The organism is Streptomyces sp. NPDC107538, assembly GCF_055657445.1.
Genome location: NZ_JBVKAY010000001.1, coordinates 1,316,353 through 1,335,303, shown reverse-complemented (window position 1 = coordinate 1,335,303; position 18,951 = coordinate 1,316,353). Strand labels below are relative to the sequence as shown.

The window sequence follows — 18,951 nt, the reverse complement described above, 5'->3', positions numbered from 1 at the left end:
GGACTCGCATGTGGACCGGGGGCGAGGGCGTGGAGATGGCGGGATTCCGGCAGCCGGCGTCGGATCCTCGTTCCGTACCGGGGGCGACGGGCGGGTCACACTGCACGTCCTCGTCGAGCGGGCGGCGAACCGGGACCGGTTCGCCGGAGGCCCAGGGCCCGAGGCCCGGGACCCGAGGCCCGAGGCCGAACGGCCCTGCCGTGGCCCCGGCGGCCGCCGTGCCATGAAAGTCCGCCGAGCCGGAACCCCTCCGACCCGCACACCCACCCCTGCGGAAGGCCACGATGCCGATCAGCAACCACGACAGAGCCGGCAGGCCCCGGCGGTCGGTCGACCTCGACAGCGACGAGGCGGGTCCACCGGCCGACGGTCGTGCGACGGTCCCGGTGGAGCGGCCGTTGGTCAGGTGACGATGCAGGTGAGGGCGGCCCAGAGAAGGGGGGAGTGCTCGATCCGGCCGCCGGTCCGCCAGCGGTCCAGTTGCTCGCGCTGCCAGCGGCCGAGCCGGTCGACGGGGTCGGTGTGTTCATGGGCGGTGTCGACGGCGATGACCGCCTCGGTCAGCGGACGCACGGACTCGGGCACACCGGCCAGCCGATGGAAAGCGAGGCTGGTCGGCAGGGCCCAGCGGGTGGCGGTGACGAGTTCGGCACCGTTGTGGAGCATCGCCGTCGCCAGGCCGAACGACTCGGCGAAACGGAAGTCGCCCCCGCTCTCGCAGCCGATGAGGGCGACCCGCGGCGGCGCGGGCCAGATGTCCGCCCCCGGCTCCCCGTCGGCGCGCAGGGGCAGGGTGCCCAGCAGCAGGTCCTTGGCCGACAGCGGGCGGTGGGTACGGACCGGCTCGGCCAGGCCCGCGGTGTCCGGGCCGCAGCACAGATGAAGCGTGCCGTCCTCGCTTTGGCCCCCCTCGACCGGCGCGCCGCTCACATGCCCGACGTACATGAGCCTGCGTGCCCCGTCGCGGAGCACACCGCTCAGCCAGTCCCGGTCCAGGTCGGTGCGGCGGAACAGCTCCGCCGGGGTGGTGACGGACGGGACGACGGTGCCCGCGTCGAGGCGGCCTCGGGCGAAGGACAGCAACTCCGGGTCCGCGCCGGGTGGTCCCAGGACCGAGCCGAGCGGGGAGTCGGCGCGGAAGCCGGGGACTCGGGGGTCAAGGACGAGAACGACCGGGTCGGTGGCGGCGGTCGCATCATCGGCGCCGGCGGTCGCGTCAGTGTCCGCGGTGTCTGCGGTGTCTGCGCTCGCGTCGGAGCCCGTGGCGGTGGCGGTGTCCGGAGTCGGCTGTGTGACGCGGGGTGCTCTCCGCAGCGACGTCGGCGCGGTCGTCACGACGTCCGCCAGGTCGATGAGCCGTACGTCGGTCCCGTCGTCGACGGCGAGAAGTTCCCAGGGGACCTGGGCGACCCGCGGTGACGGCTGGATCCGGACCAGTGGACGGCCCGCGCGCTCCGCCACCTGGCGCAGCTGCGCGGTCAGCCCCTCCGGCCACAGCGCCTCGGCCAGCAGCCGGGCGAGCCCCTGCTCGGTCCGGTGGTCGGCCAGCGCGCCCGAGTCCAGTGCGCGCCGCATCCCCTCCGCCCCCTCACCGGCCTTCGGCAGCGCCGCGGCCAACTCCCCCACCGCCGCGTCGACTTCGTCGGCGGTCGCGCGGCCGGTGCCGAATCCCCGGGCGCCGCCGGCCCAGGTCCAGGTCATGAACAGATCGCCCGCGTCGGCCAGCCGGACCTGGACCACCGGGCGGCCCGTGAGGTCGTCGGTGATCCAGAACGGGACCTCCTCCTCGCTCACGAGGCGTCGGTGATAGCGGTGTTCGGCCGCCGCGATGTACTCCTGGAGCGCGACGCGGCCGGGGCCCTGCGCCGCCATCCGGACCTTCGGCGGCGGCGCGACGCGCAGGCCGACCGAGGCGGCGGCCTCCGCCGCCACTCCCCCGAGCGTCATCGGGGAGTCGGCATGCCTGTACGCGTACGTCTTCATGGCCGCGCTCGGGAAGAACGGTGCGACCCCGGCCGCGGGGGTCACCCCGTCGGTGGGGGCGGTCCCGGCGGCGGACTCCGTGCGGTCCCAGGCCAAGGAGGCGCCGGCGCTGCGGTGTTCCACCAGTTCGAAGAGCAGCCCCTGGTCCTGTCGGCGTACGGCGAGGCGGAAGACCAACTCCATGGCCTCGTCGGCCAGTCGGAGCCATTCGTGGCGTGCGTGAGCCGTGACGAAGTCGTACCGTGCCGCCTGGAGGGCCAGCGCGGCGGGCACCGCGAGGGAGAGCGCGGTGTCGACGGACCGCGTCTCGTGGGCGCCGTGGTCCGTCCGGTTCAGGTTGTCCTCAAGGGTTCTGGCGAGCATCAGGTCGACCTGTGCGCAGCGCTCGTACATCTCCCGCGCCTGGTAGACGTCGCGGGCCTGCTGGGCCAGCCGTCGCAGCTCGGCGATGTCGCCGCGGTCGTAGGAGTGGTGGGCGGCCAGCAGCATGGTGTCGGCGGCGGCGATCGAGGCGCCGAGCCGCTCGAACCTGGCCAGGCTCGCCGTCGTCAGGTCGTCCGCGCGGGTGACCGCGCCGCGTCTGCCGGCGAGGAAGGCGCGGGCCTGTTCGCACACCGCCAGGTCGCCGTACCGCCGCTGCTCTTCGAAGAAGCCCGACGCCTCGGTGAACAGCCTTTCCGCCAGGTCGAGTTCACCCCGGTGCATCGCGACGGACGCCCGGTGCGCGAGCAGTGTCCGCTGCTCACCGGTGTCCCCCAGGGCCTGGAAGCGGTCCTCCGCGCGGGCGAGGTGGTCATCGGCCTGGTCGTACCGGCCGGTCGACGAACAGATCGTGGCGAGAGCGGTCAACAGCCTTGGAACGGCCTCCAGTCGGGTCGACTCCAGGGTGGACAGCAGCGCCGAGGCATGCTCCTCCGCGCCTCCCCACTCGCCCCGGTCCATCAGCAGAAGCACCCGGTTCAGGCCGAGTTCGGCCGCGCGCAGACGCTCCGGATCGTCGAACTCCGACAGTGTGGCCGCCGCCTCGTCGAGACAGGCCAGCGCCTCGTCCAGGCGTCCGGTTCTGCGGAGCAGATCGGTCCTGCCGATCATGGTCTTCAGCAGGGTCTCCAGCCACAGTTGGCGGCCCCGCGGCCCCATCGGCGCCGAGGCGATTCCGTCGAGCAGGGCACGCGAGCGTTCGACGGCGTCCTCGGCACCGGGCAGGTCGGTGGCGGTGAGGCGCACGCTCGCGAGGTCGCCCAGCAGGTGCGCGCGGAGAAACCGTACGTCGGGCGAGTCCTCAATCGACTCGGCCACGGTGAGCAACTCCTCGTAGACAGCGCACGCGGCCGTGAGGTCGGCGGCCAGCTGACACTCCTCGGCCAGGGCGAAGCCGCTGTCGAACGGCTCCCCGTACAGCCTCATCACCCCCGGGCCCTCCTGCCGCGTGCCCTGCCCGTCCTGTTCGTGCGCCATACGTCAGTAGTCCTCGTCGGTGGCAGCGGCGGCGATCTCGGCGAGGAGCGGGGCCTCGCGCGTGTCGTGCGGTGATCCGGCGTACGACGAACCGGCGTACGACGATCCGCCGCCCGGCGAGCCGGCGTACAGCGGTCCGGCGTACAACGAGCCGTCGCGGGCCGGGGGTTGCGCGGCGGCGGCCAGCCGCCGTCGTGCCAGGGCGCGGACGGCATCACGGGCTTCGCGCGCGGCGCGGTCGTCGACCGTGCCCGACATGCCGGGGCCCGCGTCGAAGCCGGGCAGGAGGACCCCGACCTCGATGCGCGGCGCCGGCGTCTCGGACAGCAGATCCGGGCGCAGGTCACGACGGCCGGTCCACAGGTCGTCCCGCCGGGTGAGGGGCACCCGGTACGGGCCGTCGCCATTCCCATGGACCTCCGCGAAGAGCGACACGCCGGCGGCGGGCGCCGCGTCGTGCGCGACGGCCTCGACCTCGATGCGCCGTCGTGCGCCGAGCGCGCGTACGGTCCAGGACACCGCGGTCTCGCTCGCGTCGACTAAGCCGGGCGGGTAGCGGCGCCAGTCGTTGGTGCCCGTGCCCCGGGCGATGACGCGACCGCCCGTGCCGAGCGGTCCGCCGGCCGCGAGGGCGTAGTCGTCGGGTCGGGTGAACAGCGTGCCGAGGTCGAGCGGTGCCCCTGTGCCTGTGCCTGCCCCTGTGCCTGCGCCTGTCGGGCCGGGCCGGTCCAGGGCCGAGCGCAGGTGGCGCCGGGCCGGCCCGTCCAGTCCGGTGCTGTCCGCCGCATCGTCGATCAGCCGCAGGACGCTCTCCAGATGCCGTGCCGTGTACGGCGATTGCGATGCCCCGTGCCACCACCGGATCAACGGGTCGAGGGCGGCCTCGTGCTCCGTGATCAGTTCGGCCGCACAGTCGTCGGGCTGATCGCCTTCGTCGTCGAACAGTTGCTGACAGCGATGGGTGAGCGCGGCCGACTCCAGGCCGAGCACGGCCGGTTGGAGCGCCGCTATGCCGTCCGGGTACGAGGCCGGCCACCACCGGGCCGCCCAGTGGGCGAAGGCCAGCCGGGCGGCGCAGCCGGCGAGGGCGGCCGGCTCCGCCGCCACCCGCACACCGTTCACCACCCGTGCTTCGTCCGACTCCCGTGTTTCGTCCAATTCCCGCGCATCACTCAACTCCCGCGCATCACCCGGCTCCCGTACATCGCCCAGCGCGTCCCCGCCGCCCGGCTCCCGTGTCGCCCGGTCGTGGACGGCGGCGGCGACGCGCTCGCCATAGAGCGCCCACAGCCACTGCTGGGCCCGCCCGGGGTCATGGATCCACGCGGACGGCAGCGGGCCGGGGTCGCCGAGAACGGGCCAGGTCAGCACGGCACCCGCGACGTCGAGGACGGCCCGGGTGAAGTCGGGGCCCTCGGCGGCGACTTCACCGTCGTAGGCATCCGCGCCACCGACAGCGGAACCGGTAGTGATACGGACCGTGCCGTCGTCGCCCCGCGCGACCCGCACGTCGACGCGCCGCGCCCCCGCCATCACGCGCTCCTCGCCCCGGCGGGCCGCGCGGGGCCCGCCGACAGGGTGCGCAGTGCGGCCCGGACCCGCGCACGGTGGTCCATCATCACCGAGCGGGCGACCCCGTCGAGCACCGCCCAGGCCGACGCGAGGTCGGGCAGCGGTGCCTCGCGGACGTCCCGCCCGTGCAGCCGCACCCACAGCCGCCGCATGTACGCGGCCCAGGGGGTACGGAGGTCGCGCGCGAGGGCGTCCAGGGTGCCGCCGTCCGGGTCGGGGCCGGGTGAGACCGTCATTCTGCGGGCGCGCAGGACCGATGCCTCCCGCCGCCAGCGGCTGTTGACAGCCCGGTGCGCCGCCGTCCGCCCCGGCGTGACCTGCCCGGTGCCCAGCGGATCGAGGCCGGTCGCGAGCAGGCCGCCGAGGACCACGGTGACGCGGAGACTCTCGTCGCTCAGGCCGAGCGGGGCGCAGCTGCGGCCGACTTCCCGTGTGACGAGTTCCGGCACCGTCGGCAGTTCGTCCCGGCGGGCCGACGACTGCAGGACGACGAAGAGCCGTTCGAAGAGGGTGCGGTCCAGTGGTGCGGGCAGCGTCGCCGTCGAGGCGCTCCGGCCGACCTCCGGGCGGGGCGGGATCCGGCGCTCGGTCAGCCCCAGCGGGGCCGGCAGGTCGTCGCGGCCCCAGACACCGCCCGAACCCGCCCACAGCGCCCGGCCGAACAGCTCCCCGTGGCCCGCCTCGACCATGTCCGCGTACGCCGGTGACGTACGGGTGCTCGCCAGGTGCGGCACCCCGCAGGCGTCCAGCGCGGCGGCGGCCCGTACCACCGCCGAGTCCAGGTCGGCGGTCGTACGCATGTCAGTGGCCATGCCCGGTTCGGTGCCCGTGCCCGTGCCCGTGCCCGTGTCGGTGGCCGTGCCCGTGTCGGTGGCCTGGGGCAGCGCGCGGCTCTCCCAGGCGGTGACCAGTTCACCGTCGAGTCGAAAGCGGCGGCCGGTGTCGGACAGATAGTCCCTGAGCGCGTCCACCGTGCGCCCGCCGAGCGTGTCCGCCACCTCCTCGACCACGGCCCTCGCCGTCGCGACGGCATCGGCATCGGCACCGGCCGAGGGCGCCCCGTACTCGATGGCCAGTTCGAAGCAGCGCTGGAAGTACAGGTCCTGGGGGTTTCCCCCGACAACGCCCAGCGCCCGGCGGGCCTTCTTGAGGAGCGTGAACCACTGGGCCGTCGCCGCGAGGCACGCACCGGACTCCTGGATCAGCCCGTCGAGACGCGCTGCCTGCGCGGGTGGGAGGAAGTCCGCCGCGAGTTCGGGACGCAGCGCCGGCCTGACGATCAGCGGCAGCACGATCAGCTTCACCGCACGGGTCAACGGCGCCCCGCCGGGGCCGCTGAGTGCTTCCAGCCCCGGCCCGAGACCGCGCCAGGCATGGTCGATGACCAGGGCACGCGATCGGCTCTCGTCGGCCGACTGGCTCGGAAACGGCATGTGGGGAGCGTACGCCGAGGCAGAACAGACGCACGAACCTGGGATCGGTAGGCGTACCGGGCCGCCTAACGTCCGTATCGCCCGGCAGGAACGGCAGCGAGGCCGACACCGGCACGACAGACACGACGGACGCGACCGACGCGACCGACGCGACGGACGCCGAATCGGCGGACAGAAGACGAGAGAAGTCGAGAGAGGGGACAAGGCCATGGGGATCTTCGGACGGCGCAAGAGCCGTGAGGAGAAGGCCGCCGACATCGTGGGGAAGGTGGCGAGCGGCAAGGGCTTCTACGGCCGGACCACGCGCGCGTTCCTCGGCAACGAGGACTTCGCCAGGGTCCAGCAGTCGATCGGCGCCTACAACTCCGGCGTCGAGGTACAGCAGTTGCTCGCCGCGGGCGCGCCGACGACGCCGGCCGTCGTCGTGTCGATCGGCGACACCGGCAAGCTGGTCAACTTCGACCCGGTCGTCGACCTGGTCCTCCAACTTCCCGGCGCCACCGACCCGATCACCCTCCAGACCATCGTCTCCAAACTGCGGATCCCCCGCACCGGCGACCAGGTTCTGCTGATCGCCGACCCCGCCCGGCCCGGCGGCTACCTCTACGCCGGGGACGGCGTGACACCGTGATCCCGAGCCCAAGCCCGAGCCCGCCCCTGTCCCCGCTCCCGTCCCCGTCCCTGTCCCCGTCCCTGTCCGCCCCTGCGCCGTCTCCGACGGGTGCCTGTGATGACGGGGCCTGAGATGACGGACAGCGCGAGCGGTCCCGAACCGACCCGTGTGGACCGGATCGGTCTGTTCGGCGCCCTGCTCCTGTACATCTCCTCGGCGGCGACGTGCGTGTGTGGGCCGATCATGCTGGTCTGCACCTTCCTCGCCCATGCCGACCTGCTGCTCGGGGGCATTCTGGTCACCGTGTTCTGCACGCCGATCGGCATCGCCCTCTGGGCCTTCGTCCAGTTCGAGCGGGAGAACAACCGCCGGCTCGACGCGGTGGGGGTCGCGGCGACGGCGGAGGTCACCGAGCTCACCCGCTGGGTGGATGCGGACGATGCCGGTGTCCTGGTCGGCCTCCGGATCAGCGGACCGGGGTTCGAGACGTTCGAGACGACCTGGAAGCGCTCCCCGCACTCCGGCCTCCGTGTGGGCCTTCGTATCGAGGTCGTCGTCGACCCGGCGGACAACATGTTCCGCATCGAGTTCTGAGAGAGCGTGTGCGGGGGCTCAGGGGTCCTGAGGGGGGCGGTGTGCAAGCGTGAACAGGATGCTGGAACTGTGGTGGGTCGTGCCCGCCGTGTCGGCTCTGCTCGGCCATGGCTTGGCCCTGGCCGGACTGACCCCGGCCCAGCGCGCGGTCTGGGTGTCGGCGCGGATCACGGAAGTGGACCGACCGGCGCACGGCGCCTCCAAGTACCCCGGCATACCGGTGACGGTCACGTTCCAGGACCCGGCCACCAGACGGGAGTTCGTGCTGCCGAACGTCGGCAGACACGGCTGCACCCTCGTGGCGGCCTGGGTGGGCCGTGAGGTCGCCGTTCGCTACCCGCGCGGGCGACCGGACCGGTTCCGGGTCGTACTCCACGGCACCGCCGAGAGCGACGGCCGGACCGTTCCGAACTGCGCCCTCGTCCTCCTCATAGGGCAGTTGGCCGGACACCCCGGGCAGTGGAACCGGCGTCCCTACAGCAGTCCGCCCAACGGGAGGACGCGTTCGGTGAGCTGTCCGCGCAGCCGGCCTTCGGCGGTGTCGGTTTCGGCGAGCCAGTCGGCGGCGACCAGTAGTTCTGTGTGTTCGGCGACTTGGTCGGGTGTCAGCGCGCAGAACGCGGCGGCCTGGTCCACGTGGAGTCCGCCGTCCTCGGCGTGTCCGAGGCGCCCGTCGGGGCGGGTGTGGGCGGCGGTGTACAGGGCCAGCAGCCGAGTGGCCGCGGTGGCCTTCTTCTTGCGGATCTTCCGGTCGCCCACGGCCTTTTGTGCCCAGCCAGAGATCCTCGCTCGAGTGATCTTGCCGAAGGTGAACGGCCGGGGTTGCTCGGGCAGCAGGGTGGGGACGGTGACCGCCACGGGGTCCTCGGAGCGGGAAGCCAGTACGTCGGCGACGGTGCCGGGCAGGCGCAGCCAGTCGGCGTCGACCAGTTGCCCGAGCACCCGCTCGGCGTCGTCCTGGAGCCAGCCGGTGAGGTCCTGGCCGGTCACATTCCCGATGCCGGCGCGTGCGGCCCGCAGGGTGATCATGAGCACCGCCAGCCGCACTTCTGGCTCAGGGTGCGGGGCGTGCGCTGGGACGAGGTCCAGCACTGTGCGGGCGTGCACGGCCTGTTGCCGGGTCAGCAGCCGTTCCACCACGGGCAAGGTGCTGTCCGTGGTGTCGCCGATGATCCGGCCACCACGGTTGGCGTGCATCTCGCGGGTGGTCTGCGCGGCCTTCTCGGCCCGCTGTGCCTCGTGGCGCAGGGAGCCGTCGCCGCTGACGTCTGCCCATAGGCGGAAGGCGACGGCCTTGCGCTCGTGGAGTTCGGCGAGGAGGGAAAGGTCGGGCTCGGTGCTCCGCTGGTAGGCGCGGAAGGCGTCACCGAGCTCGATGAGTTCCAGACGCAGCACGTCGGGCATGAGATCGTGCGGCACGATCCGCTGCGCGATTTTCCCCCACCGCTGCGCCCGCCGGGACGCTGCGCCCGGTGAGGCGGCGCGAGTACGGGGGACCGCTGAGGGCGTGGTGACCGGGGGCGGCACAGCGCCGGTCGCGGGAGAGGGACGTTCGTCTGAGAAGACCACCGCTACACCGTCCCTCGTCATGGCGGCCGGCGTCTGGGCCGGCCGGTCCGCCCCCGCCCCCGCCCCGGTGGCGCGGGTCGGGGGTGCGGCGGTGGCCAGGACACGGCAGTCGGGGGCGGCGGCCGCGCACCGCGCGCACATCTCGGCGATCCGCCACAGTCGTCCGGACCGCTCCGCGTGGACGGTCAGGGCCACCGGTCCGCCGCAGCGCGCCGGTTCCGCTGCCGGTCGCGTGCTGCCGCGCGGTCCGGCGACGGGAAAGGGGGCGTGCCAGGAGCAGCCGGCGGCGCGGCAGGCGCACCACGCCTGGCTGCGGGGCCCGCCGCCCGCGCGGATGTGGGCCAGGTGCAGGTTGACGTGTTCGACGGCAGCTTGGCGTCCAGCGGCGGCACCGCCGGGAATGCGCTGCTCGGGGCAGGCGGGGCGGGAGCAGGAGAGCCGAACTGTGCCCGCGGAGGGGAGGCCGTGGGGGTCCAGTCGCACCGTCCACACGCGTCCCGCGACACGCTCTTCCTGCCCTGTGCCAGCTTCAACCGCCATGTGCGCACCTTCCAGAGTTACTTGGTCCGTTACCCGGGCGATCACCATCATCGGGGATGAACAGCGATCAGCCGCTACAGAGCAGACATTTGAGCCCGGCACGCCTTGCCCGCAGGGCAGAAGATCAGGCGTAGAGGGCCGGACCGTCAACTCACCCGTCTGCGAGATCGTGGACCGGCCAGTGGTGGCGGGGCCTCACCAGTGAGAGGGCCGCCGCCTGCCGCCTCGTGGAAGCCGATGTGCCCTTCGAGTTGGTCACGGTGAACGGGTTCGTCGGCGGGTTGACGCGCTTCAGGATTCGGCCGCCCGGCTCGCCCGGCGACTGGAGGATCAGCTGTGCCTCGGCGGTCCGAGGAAGGACCCTGCGGGTCGGCTGCCTTGCCCAACGACACTCGGTGACGGCCGCCGCCTTTTCATCAACGGGCTGCACCGCACAGGCGCCGGTCGCGCGCTGTGGTAATGCGCCACAAAGGGCCCGCCGCCGAGGCGGCACGGACCAGCGCGGTCGAGGCCCTGCCCCGGGGCGAGGGTCTCCAGCACGTCCGTCTCGGGGTACTTGTCACGCAACGCCTGCAGCACCGCGGATATGAACCTCTGCCTCCCCTGGTCCACCGGGCCGAAGTCCCCGGCACCGAGCGACGTCGCGGAAGGAGGGCTGCCAGGCGGGCCTGCCGGAGCCAGGCCGCCGCGATCCAAACTCGATCAGGTCGTGCACGGGGCGTTGAGGTCGAGGCCCGACACCACGTCCCGGTCGCCGGTCCGGGTGGACGGGTCGTCTTCGCGACGGAGCCGACCGGGAATCCGGTGAACCCGCTCAGTCCCCGCGAGCCCAGCACGAGCGGTTCGGCCCGCTCGGCGGACCTCAGCGGGGCCGCGGGCGGGCGGGCCCTCGGTCTGCTCGTCGGGCAGCCGTACATGGAGGGCAGCCGACACGGACACGTTCCTCTGTCTGACGCGGCACCCGACGGGCCAGATGCCGCTGAACGACGCTTGACCTCGCCCTCCGGTGGGCGGGGCTGCCAGTTCCATGCGTCTACTGGATAGAGAGGCCGCCCACTCGGCGGCGGTCAGGCTCTCCGCGGATCCATCTACATCGGCGAGCACAGGCGGAAGCATGATGTGTCCCCTGCCCCATGCGGGTCCAGTCGTCACAGTCGGCTCGTCACACGGTCGACTCGTCGGTACCAGCGTCTTGCCGCGTCGAGTTCCGCGGACATGGGTCGCCAGGTCTCAGCGCGGGGCCGACCGGCCCGAGCGCGCACACCCGGTTCCAGGACAACGGGAAAGGGCCGTCCGAGAGGACCGTTGGAGGACACCGTCCGGTGGCCCGGCGAAGGCGAGGTGGTCCTCGACGAGCGGCACTGCATCGGCGAGCACGAGGACCACCGGCGCTACCGCCAGTGATCAGCACCGGGCTGCGGGGGACAGGAATCCAGTGGGAAGGAGCGAGGACCATGGCATCGGAGACACTCCCGCCTCATGTGAATCCGGCACGGCCGGTCCAACCGGTCCGGCTGACCGCGACCTGCGATCCCCAGCTGTCCCGCTGGCTGTGGCTGGTCAAGTGGCTGCTCGCGCTTCCCCACTACGTCGTCCTGGTCTTCCTGTGGGTGGCGTTCGTGCTGGTGGGCGTGGTGGCGTTCTTCGCCATCCTGTTCACCGGCCGCTACCCGCGCCCGCTGTTCGACTTCACCACCGGGGTCCTACGCTGGAGCTGGCGGGTCGCCTACTACACCTACGGTGCCCTGGGCACCGACCGCTACCCGCCCTTCACTCTCGCCGAGGTGCCGGACTACCCGGCGCACCTGGAGGTGGCGTACCCCGAGCAGTTGTCCCGGGGTCTGGTCCTGGTGAAGTGGTGGCTCCTGGCGATCCCCCATTACCTGGTCCTGGGCATCATTGGGGGCGGCATCCACGTGACCTGGTCCTCGGGAGGTCTCGTCGCACTCCTGACGTTCTTCGCCGGCGTCGCCCTTCTCTTCACGGGCGTCTATCCGCGCGGCATCTTCGATCTGGTGATCGGTCTCGACCGGTGGGTGCTGCGGGTGGCCGCGTACGCGTCCCTGCTGACGGACGTCTACCCGCCGTTCCGGCTCGACCAGGGCGGCAGGGAACCGGAGGCGCGGCCGTGAACCGGGCTCGTCGCCGTCCCCGCCCACCGGGCTGAGACGGGGCCGGGACGCGGAAGACAGGCCCACGGAGGGGGGCAAGCAGATCACTGTCACCGGTGTCGGGAACGAGTTCCGGCGCGACGACACTGGGTGGAGGCACTCAACACTACTGGTTCGGGGCCCGTAGTGAACCGCGCGGAGCGTCACCAGCGGCCCCGCCGCCACCATTCCTCTCGGCCAAATCGAGGGTCACAAGGCGACGGCACACACGGCACACACGGAGCGCGCGGCGTCCAGCGGCTCCTGCATGCCGGCCACCATGCAAGGCAAAGCCGGTGCCCCGCAACCGGCACACCGCGTCATTCCGAAGGAACGCGAAACTCGAATTCGGGACGGTCCCACGGCACCGCGGGCGGGTTCGCGAACGCGGTCCCCGTCCGCACCGCACCCACGCGGTGGTAAAAGTCCTCGGCGAGAACATGCGACACGACCTTGACACGTTCGAGCCCGGCAGAACGGGCCTCGGACAGCATGTGCGCCACGAGCAGCCGTCCGATACCCCGTCCTTGCGCTTCGTCGGCAACGAACAGCAGGTCAAGCTCGGGTGGCGCGAGGACGAGCGAATAGAACCCGAGGACCCGGCCTCCTTGCTCGTCGGCACCGACGGCCACAAAGACGCGGTGGGCCTCGATGTAATCAAAACCGACACGGTAGCCCGCGACTGCGGCTCCGTACTTACCCTCATAGGCACCTGAGCCACGCACGAGCCGCGTGAGCCGTTTGGCATCCCGCGCAACGGCCCTCCGTATCGTGATCGGCCGGCTGATCGCGGAAGTGCGTGAACTCATCGGGAGAGTATTTCGCACCGGGAAGTGGCTTCGTGCGGCGGGTCGGCTGCTCGGGCAGGCGTTCCTGCACCGCTCCCGTGAACCGCACGCCCAGGCCCCGATCGGCCACGTCACTGCCGCCGAATCGGCCGCCGGCCAGCAGCAACTGGAGGGCATCCGGCGGGACCGCACGCATCGTTCACCCAGGGAAGGGAGCACCTGGGCGTTCCCCAATGCCATAAGGGTGCCTGACGCCGTTCGAGGAAGCGCCCCTGCGGTGATGTGGCCGATCAGCGTGAGGAGTTGGTCGCGGCGTAGTCGGCCACGGTCGGACGTGGGATTCATCCGGATCCTCCGGAAGGGTGTGGGCGGGCCGCGTGGAGTGCGTCGGCGGTGGTGCCATGGACCCGCTTCCGGGAGGTTTCCGGCGAACGCAAGGGGACCGAGCGGGAGCTGGTGGTGTTGTCTCAGGCAGCGGGCCGACCGACTCACGCAGCGACAACGGGTACAGCCCACCCGTCCGGCCGGTGGCAACACCTGGTGACCCAAGCACGGCGGGAGCGAGACCAAGCGCGCGGCGGCCGTCCCCGCAGGCCCAGTCACCTTTCCTCCGGCTCCAGCCGGGTTCACCGGCCGCAGCCAAGCGCTGAAGGAGGTCATGGTCCCGGATCGAGTCGTGGCTGTTCCGGGAGACCCGCCTCAAGGATCAGGAGGGGCGGCTGTACGAAGAGTGGGAAGAGCGGGAAGAGCGGAACGACAGCTGGAAGCGCCTCGGGCCCGATGGGCTGCCCGGCACGCTGACGTGGGACGAGTTCGTCTCGGCGCGCAGCGGGGCCCGGCTCCGGGAGAACATCGCCAACACCCGGCCGCTGGCCTGGATGACCTGCTCCGGCGGCAGCCTGTTTCTGCCGAGGGCCTACTCCGATCTCCTGGTCCGCTGGGAGCAGGTGGAAGAGGACCTGCCCGGCTGCCGGACCCGGTCTTGCTCCCGATGCGGCGGGCAGGGCCCGCGCTGAGGCGGCTGGCGTACGCGGACTCCTCTCGGCGGCGTCACGGGTGCACGGGCTCGCCCGGAGCGCGGGCACCGGGCGAGCCCGCTCGCTCGCTCCGCGGGCTCAGTCGGTCCGCGGAGCTCAGTCGTCGAAGACGATGTCCTCGATGTCGTGGGTCCAGCGGACCTTGCTGTCGTTGACCTCGATGATGAGGTCGAGGCCGGTGCTGGTGTGCCCGGTGGAAAGGATGGTGAATGTGTCGGCTTTGCGGCGCACCGCGTTCTTCGAATACCTGGACAGGCCGGAGTCTCGATCAAACCCGGAGCGGTTCAGGCATTGCCCCTAGCGCTGCCGAGGGCGCTGGTTCCGGTTCACCAGTTCCATCAGGATCTCGGTGTGCCGACCCTTCAGCGCTTCGACCGGTACCTGGATGGTCACGTACCTGTCGTGCTCGTGTCGGCGTCCCCGCGTGCTGTTCGGGTCGTTCCAGCGCAGCTCCGTACCGCCCGCCTCGAAGTGGTCCATGCCCGGGACGGTCTGAACGAGCACGCGGCCACTCGGGGCCTTGATCTCGACCCAGAAGTGCTCGGGGGTACCGGCCGTGCCGTCCATCTTGTAGTGGCACATGATCCAGGCGGCCGGATCGTCCCGCTTGATCTGGAAGCCGTGCGCCGTCACGAAGCCCTCGACCGCGCGCTGCATCAGAGGCTGGATCGTCGCCTCGTCCTGCGCCACGTCGGCACCGGTGGGACCCGAGTGAAGCCCGGCGGCCTGCATCTCGTCGCGCACCTGCGTCAGTTGCTCCCGCACCGCGGGTGCCAGGTCGTCGAGCCCGGGTACGCCGCCCGCCTCCGCCCAGCCGGTGAGGTAGGACCAGTAGTCCCCGCGGTCGAGACCGCCCGACCCCGCGGCGGCCCGCACGGCCCAGTCCCAGCAGGGGATGTCCGGGTCCGACTTGTTGATCTTCTTCGACTCCCCGCCGCCCTTGTAGGAGGCCGACCGGCCCGAGGGGTCCTCGATCGCGCCGACCACGCGGTCCATGTCCGACTCGGTCTCGTCCCTGCGCCGGCGGCGTCCCGACCGCTGTACGACGGCGCCCCGGCCCGGATCGGCGGCGCCCCGGTCACCGGTACTGCGCTGGACAGCCGCCTCCGTGTCCTCGGCGTGCCGCGCGGCGCTTCGCTGGGCGATGACGGACGGGGCGGTGCCATGGCCGGCCGTGAAGGCGACGCTGTCGGAGTCCGCCGCCCGTTCGGAGCCATGGTTGGGGTCCGTGACGGTCATGCCGGCCCCGTTGCTCTTGCTGGTGCTCACGGCAATCGCGGCTTCCCTCAGCCGGGTACTGGTCGCAGCCTTGGACCACGAGGATGTCCAAGGCTGCGAGTACTCGACCCCTTCTCAACCCTGGGGCAGTCGCGCCAGTCGCCCCACGTGCAGATGTCCGAGCCAGCGCCCTCCACACCGACCCTGAGCCGCATGCGGATGATCTTGTCGCCGCTCTCAGTGATGAATAGGTTCGCCCAGCTCGTCGCGTCGCAGAAGCGACCGACCTCTCGCGGTGAACCCGCTCCGGCGCCCGCGCTCCCGTGCGGGCCTTCGTCCTCGGCTGGATCCTGTTCCACATGCTGCAGGACTACGCCCGCCATGTCGGCCAGCTCGACGTGGTCCGCGAACTCGCCGACGGTGTCACCGGCGAGTAGTGCAGCACCGGCCGGAACACACCCCGTTCTCCACCTGGGTGAGGTCTGCACCCTCTGTGCCGGTACCAGACGCTGTCCAGCTCACGTCCGTCCGGCAGGGTGTGGCGGGCCGGGCCGGGGGCCGGGACGAAGCTGGCGCGTTCCAGGGCGCGGCGGGACGCGAGGTTCGCCGTCGCCGTGCCCGCCCGTACGCCAACGCGTCGAGCTTGGTCACCGGGGTGTGGAACAGCAGGTGCCGGGTGGCCACAGTGTGCCGGCCGGGCGTGCACGCGACCGGGACCGGTACCGGGAGGACCGAGGCCGCCCGGCGACGTCGTAGGAGCGACCGAATCATGAAAATCCCCGTTGCGTTCTTCCTGATGTGCCCGGCCGCACGTACCGGGTGTGTGGCAGGCAGTGCCGCGCCGCCACATGTACGCGGCTTCCCGGCGGTCCGCACTTTGCTGCCTTGAGCGCGGCATGCGGTGCCTGTTGGGTACGGACGGGCACGTGCGGTGCGGACGCCGCTCCGTGGCTGTGGTCGGGGTTGAGACCTGGCAGTAGCGTCACGCTGGTGAATCTCAACCTCTTCAACGATGTGCCTGATGGTCTGACTCTACGAGCTCGATCGTTCGTCGGCGCGCACGGCGTCAAGGTCGACGTCCGGCCCGTCGAGGAACACAGACAGTGGTGGCTTGAGCGGGACGTCCCCGCGACGGTCGTCGACCGGATGGCGGCCTTTCACCAGCGGTGGGGCGGCCTGGTCCTGCCACCCGCAGCCAAGTACGACGGCGGCCCGAGATACTTCGCGGCGGATTCTCCCGAAGGCTCCGCGTCCGACGGGTGGTGGTTCGAAGCGGGTATGCAGCGGACAGCGGTTCCCTACGCATTCATGATCGGGCCGTCAGGTGAGTTCGGTATTCACGCAGGTCAGTGGTCGCCCCTTCATGCCACCGTCGAGGGCTGGGTCGAGTCGCTCGCACTGACCCACCACGCGTCCATGTGGGCTGAGAAGATCGTCAAGGTCACCGGAGACGAGGTCGACGGCATTGTGCTGGATGAGTTCGAGCCAGTGCACGAAGTGCTGGGACTGGCCGACACCTGGTGGCGAGGAGCCGACTCACTGGTGGCGATCTATTCAGGGGAGGCCGAGGCCCTGTCCTTCCCGCGTGGTCGCACCGCGTTGATCTACTCCGGTCTGGATGAGTGGGGCCTGCGAGGAGGGGTCGAGGACGGTGGCGGCCGAGAGAGCCAGGAGCCCGTGACGGCCCCCTGATTGCAGAGGTGACGTGACGTCCCACGACGTCGATGCCTCTGAGGGCACCTGCACCACCCCTCCATGAAGTGTGACCTGCGCGGCAGGTGTCGCCGTACACCCAAACACGCCACTCACAGACGGGAGTTCTACGTCGGGCACCCTGGCCGTCCGCGGTGCGCGCGGGCGACAATCGCCCGCATGATCGAGTCCTCCGGTGGCCCGTCCACCTTCCGTGACCTGTCCGCCCTCGTCGACTGCCCCCGCGTCAACTCCCTTGCTCTGTCCGTCGATGGCACGCGTCTCGTCGCCGCGGTGCAGTCGCTGTCCGGGGAAGGGACGAGGTTCGTGTCCGGTCTGTGGGAGATCGATCCGACCGGGGCGCGCGACGCGCTGCGGCTGACCCGGTCCGACAAAGGTGAGTCGGGGCCGGTTTTCGGTCCGGACGGAACCCTGTACTTCCTGTCCGGACGCGCCGCCGCGGACGGTGACGAGGACGAGGGCCCCGCGCTGTGGGCGCTGCCGCCGCGCGGGGAGGCCGTCGTCGTGGCCCGCCACCCAGGTGGGATCGCCGCGGTCACCGTCGCCCGGGACTCGGGCGCGCTGTGCCACACCGCGGGACTGCTGCCGGGTGCCGCCGACGCGGAGGCGCACGGCAAGCTGCGCGCGTCGCGAAAGGACGCGAAGGTCACCGCGATCCTGTACGAGGCCGGGCCGACCCGCGCCTGGGACCACGACCTCGGCCCGGCGGAGCCGCACACCTTCGTCCGTGCCGGCGCCGACGCGGAGCCGGTCGTCGCCGGTGGGCAGGGGGTCGGTCTGGAGGATCCGGGGGACGCGGCGTTGTCGCCGGACGGCACACGGGTCGCGTACCGCCGTTTCGTGGCCGGGCGGGTCCCGGACGAGCATCGCACCGCCGTGGTGGTGGCCGACGCGGTGAGCGGTGCGGAGATCCACGTCGTCGGTGATCCGGAGCACCTCTACGAGGCACCGCGGTTCACACACGACGGCTCGGCCGTGGTGTGCTGCCGGATGCGCTACCCGACGTACGACGACCCCTGGGAAGCGACTCTCGTCCGCATCGACCTGGCCGACGGCACGGTGCGGGACCTACTGCCCGGGTTCGACAACTGGCCTGGCGGTGTGGCCTGTTCACCGGTGGACGACACGCTCTTCTTCACGTCCGACGAGCAGGGGCACGCGCCCGTCTTCCGGCGCGACCCGGACGGCGGCGTCGTACGTCTCACCGCTTCGGGTGCGTACGGCTCGCTGACCGTGGCCCCCGACGGGCGGACGCTCTACGCCCTGCGCCACGCGGTCGACGCGCCACCGGCGCCCGTCCGGATCGACGCCGACGTCGTCGACCAGACTCCGGCCGGGCTGCCCGCCCCGGGTGGCGTCGGGGCGCTGCCCGGCACGCTCACCGAGGTGCACGCGGAGGCGGACGACGGGTTCGTGCTGCGCGGCTGGCTCGTGCTGCCCGAGGGAGCCTCCGCCGAGCAGCCCGCTCCGCTGCTCGTCGCCGTCCACGGCGGACCGCAGTTCAGCTGGAACGGCTGGACGTGGCGGTGGAACCCGTGGCCGTTCGCCGCACGCGGCTATGCGGTGCTGCTGCCGGATCCGGCCCTGTCGACCGGCTACGGGCAGATCAACCACCGGCGCGGCTGGGGGCAGTGGGGCGGGCGCCCCTACACGGATGTGATCGCGCTGACCGACGCGACCGAGGCCCGGGACGACATCGATGCCTCACGTACCGCGCTCGCCGGCGGCTCGTACGGCGGCTACATGGCGAACCGGGTCGCCACCAGCACGGACCGGTTCAAGGCGATCATCAGCCATGCGGGTCTGTGGGACCTGCGGATGTTTCAGGGCGACACCGACGTGCCCTGGTACTTCCAGCGGATCTTCGGCGACCCGCTGACCCGCCCCGAGCGGTACGAGGCCGACTCGCCGCACCTGGACGTCGCGAAGATCCGTACCCCGATGCTGGTCATCCACGGCGCGAAGGACTACCGCGTGCCCGTCGGGCAGGGCGCCGCGCTCTTCCAGGAACTGCAGCGGCACCAAGTCCCCGCGAAGTACCTCTACTTCCCGGACGAGAACCACTGGGTCCTCAGGCCGAACCACACCCGCCTGTGGTACGAGACGTTCCTCAACTTCCTCGACCATCACGTCCTCGGCGCCGAATGGCACAAGCCCGGCCTGCTGTGACCGGGCTGGGTCCGGCGGACTTCGCCGATCCCCGGGTAAGGCCGAACGGACCGCGGACGAAGCGGGACGGCATGCGACATGAGGCTCCATGGGGCTCCATGGGGCTCTGAGGAG

12 protein-coding genes and 1 pseudogene are annotated in these 18,951 nt (G+C 71.7%); 6 read left to right on the top strand and 7 right to left on the bottom strand.

The genetic code is table 11. The features are described 5' to 3' along the window. Positions 1 to 402 precede the first annotated feature (402 nt). Genes ACZ7MG_RS05785 through ACZ7MG_RS05775 form a run of 3 tightly spaced genes read right to left on the bottom strand, consistent with a single transcriptional unit; the run spans position 403 to position 6,446 of the window. Positions 403 to 3,441, bottom strand: a complete 3,039-nt coding sequence (locus tag ACZ7MG_RS05785) for a hypothetical protein (RefSeq protein ID WP_471393945.1) — start codon at positions 3,439 to 3,441, stop codon at positions 403 to 405. A 3-nt stretch (positions 3,442 to 3,444) separates the two neighbouring features. Further along, positions 3,445 to 4,974 carry a hypothetical protein gene (locus ACZ7MG_RS05780; RefSeq protein ID WP_471393948.1) on the bottom strand — a complete coding sequence of 510 codons (1,530 nt, stop codon included), beginning with the start codon at positions 4,972 to 4,974 and terminating at the stop codon, positions 3,445 to 3,447. Beyond that, entirely contained in the window at positions 4,974 to 6,446 is a 1,473-nt protein-coding gene (locus ACZ7MG_RS05775; RefSeq protein ID WP_471393950.1) for a hypothetical protein, read from the bottom strand. Before ACZ7MG_RS05775 ends, ACZ7MG_RS05780 begins: the two co-directional genes overlap by 1 nt. A 208-nt stretch (positions 6,447 to 6,654) precedes the next feature. Here ACZ7MG_RS05775 and ACZ7MG_RS05770 point away from each other — a divergent pair, with 208 nt between their 5' ends. Beyond that, on the top strand, positions 6,655 to 7,077 hold the full coding sequence (locus tag ACZ7MG_RS05770) for a hypothetical protein (protein WP_471393953.1): 423 nt from the start codon (positions 6,655 to 6,657) through the stop codon (positions 7,075 to 7,077). Positions 7,078 to 7,191: 114 nt separating this feature from the next. Continuing rightward, positions 7,192 to 7,653, top strand: coding sequence for a hypothetical protein (locus ACZ7MG_RS05765; RefSeq protein WP_471393955.1), 462 nt, complete (start codon positions 7,192 to 7,194; stop codon positions 7,651 to 7,653). Between the two features lie 474 nt (positions 7,654 to 8,127). On the opposite strand, the gene ACZ7MG_RS05760 is transcribed toward ACZ7MG_RS05765, so the two are convergent. Then, a complete protein-coding gene (locus ACZ7MG_RS05760; RefSeq protein WP_471393958.1) occupies positions 8,128 to 9,762 on the bottom strand; it encodes a hypothetical protein in 1,635 nt (544 codons plus the stop codon). 1,454 nt (positions 9,763 to 11,216) lie between these two features. On the opposite strand from ACZ7MG_RS05760, the gene ACZ7MG_RS05755 reads away from it, so the two are divergent. Beyond that, entirely contained in the window at positions 11,217 to 11,894 is a 678-nt protein-coding gene (locus ACZ7MG_RS05755; RefSeq protein WP_471393960.1) for a DUF4389 domain-containing protein, read from the top strand. Between the two features lie 338 nt (positions 11,895 to 12,232). On the opposite strand, the gene ACZ7MG_RS05750 is transcribed toward ACZ7MG_RS05755, so the two are convergent. From ACZ7MG_RS05750 to ACZ7MG_RS05740, 3 genes are all read right to left on the bottom strand, one after another. Further along, on the bottom strand, positions 12,233 to 12,721 hold the full coding sequence (locus tag ACZ7MG_RS05750; protein ID WP_471393963.1) for a GNAT family N-acetyltransferase: 489 nt from the start codon (positions 12,719 to 12,721) through the stop codon (positions 12,233 to 12,235). Between the two features lie 1,112 nt (positions 12,722 to 13,833). After that, the gene (locus tag ACZ7MG_RS05745; protein ID WP_471393965.1) at positions 13,834 to 13,968 is read right to left on the bottom strand and encodes a hypothetical protein; all 135 of its coding nucleotides are present in this window, start codon (positions 13,966 to 13,968) and stop codon (positions 13,834 to 13,836) included. A 66-nt stretch (positions 13,969 to 14,034) separates the two neighbouring features. Continuing rightward, positions 14,035 to 15,006, bottom strand: coding sequence for a hypothetical protein (locus tag ACZ7MG_RS05740; RefSeq protein ID WP_471393968.1), 972 nt, complete (start codon positions 15,004 to 15,006; stop codon positions 14,035 to 14,037). Positions 15,007 to 15,293: 287 nt separating this feature from the next. Between ACZ7MG_RS05740 and ACZ7MG_RS05735 the strand changes: the two are divergent. The 3 genes and pseudogenes from ACZ7MG_RS05735 to ACZ7MG_RS05725 form a co-directional block, all read left to right on the top strand. Then, positions 15,294 to 15,392 (top strand): annotated as a pseudogene (locus tag ACZ7MG_RS05735) (mycothiol transferase); the annotation flags it as partial. Between the two features lie 553 nt (positions 15,393 to 15,945). Continuing rightward, positions 15,946 to 16,647: a hypothetical protein gene (locus ACZ7MG_RS05730; protein WP_471393970.1), complete on the top strand. Its 702-nt coding sequence runs from the start codon at positions 15,946 to 15,948 to the stop codon at positions 16,645 to 16,647. A gap of 180 nt (positions 16,648 to 16,827) precedes the next feature. After that, on the top strand, positions 16,828 to 18,837 hold the full coding sequence (locus tag ACZ7MG_RS05725) for a prolyl oligopeptidase family serine peptidase (protein WP_471393972.1): 2,010 nt from the start codon (positions 16,828 to 16,830) through the stop codon (positions 18,835 to 18,837). Positions 18,838 to 18,951: the final 114 nt, after the last annotated feature.

Bases quoted from the DNA above. Each gene is read 5' to 3' on its own strand.
- ACZ7MG_RS05785 (WP_471393945.1), bottom strand. From the start codon at position 3,441: ATGGCGCACGAACAGGACGGGCAGGGCACGCGGCAGGAGGGCCCGGGG.
- ACZ7MG_RS05780 (WP_471393948.1), bottom strand. From the start codon at position 4,974: ATGGCGGGGGCGCGGCGCGTCGACGTGCGGGTCGCGCGGGGCGACGAC.
- ACZ7MG_RS05775 (WP_471393950.1), bottom strand. From the start codon at position 6,446: ATGCCGTTTCCGAGCCAGTCGGCCGACGAGAGCCGATCGCGTGCCCTG.
- ACZ7MG_RS05770 (WP_471393953.1), top strand. From the start codon at position 6,655: ATGGGGATCTTCGGACGGCGCAAGAGCCGTGAGGAGAAGGCCGCCGAC.
- ACZ7MG_RS05765 (WP_471393955.1), top strand. From the start codon at position 7,192: ATGACGGACAGCGCGAGCGGTCCCGAACCGACCCGTGTGGACCGGATC.
- ACZ7MG_RS05760 (WP_471393958.1), bottom strand. From the start codon at position 9,762: ATGGCGGTTGAAGCTGGCACAGGGCAGGAAGAGCGTGTCGCGGGACGC.
- ACZ7MG_RS05755 (WP_471393960.1), top strand. From the start codon at position 11,217: ATGGCATCGGAGACACTCCCGCCTCATGTGAATCCGGCACGGCCGGTC.
- ACZ7MG_RS05750 (WP_471393963.1), bottom strand. From the start codon at position 12,721: ATGAGTTCACGCACTTCCGCGATCAGCCGGCCGATCACGATACGGAGG.
- ACZ7MG_RS05725 (WP_471393972.1), top strand. From the start codon at position 16,828: ATGATCGAGTCCTCCGGTGGCCCGTCCACCTTCCGTGACCTGTCCGCC.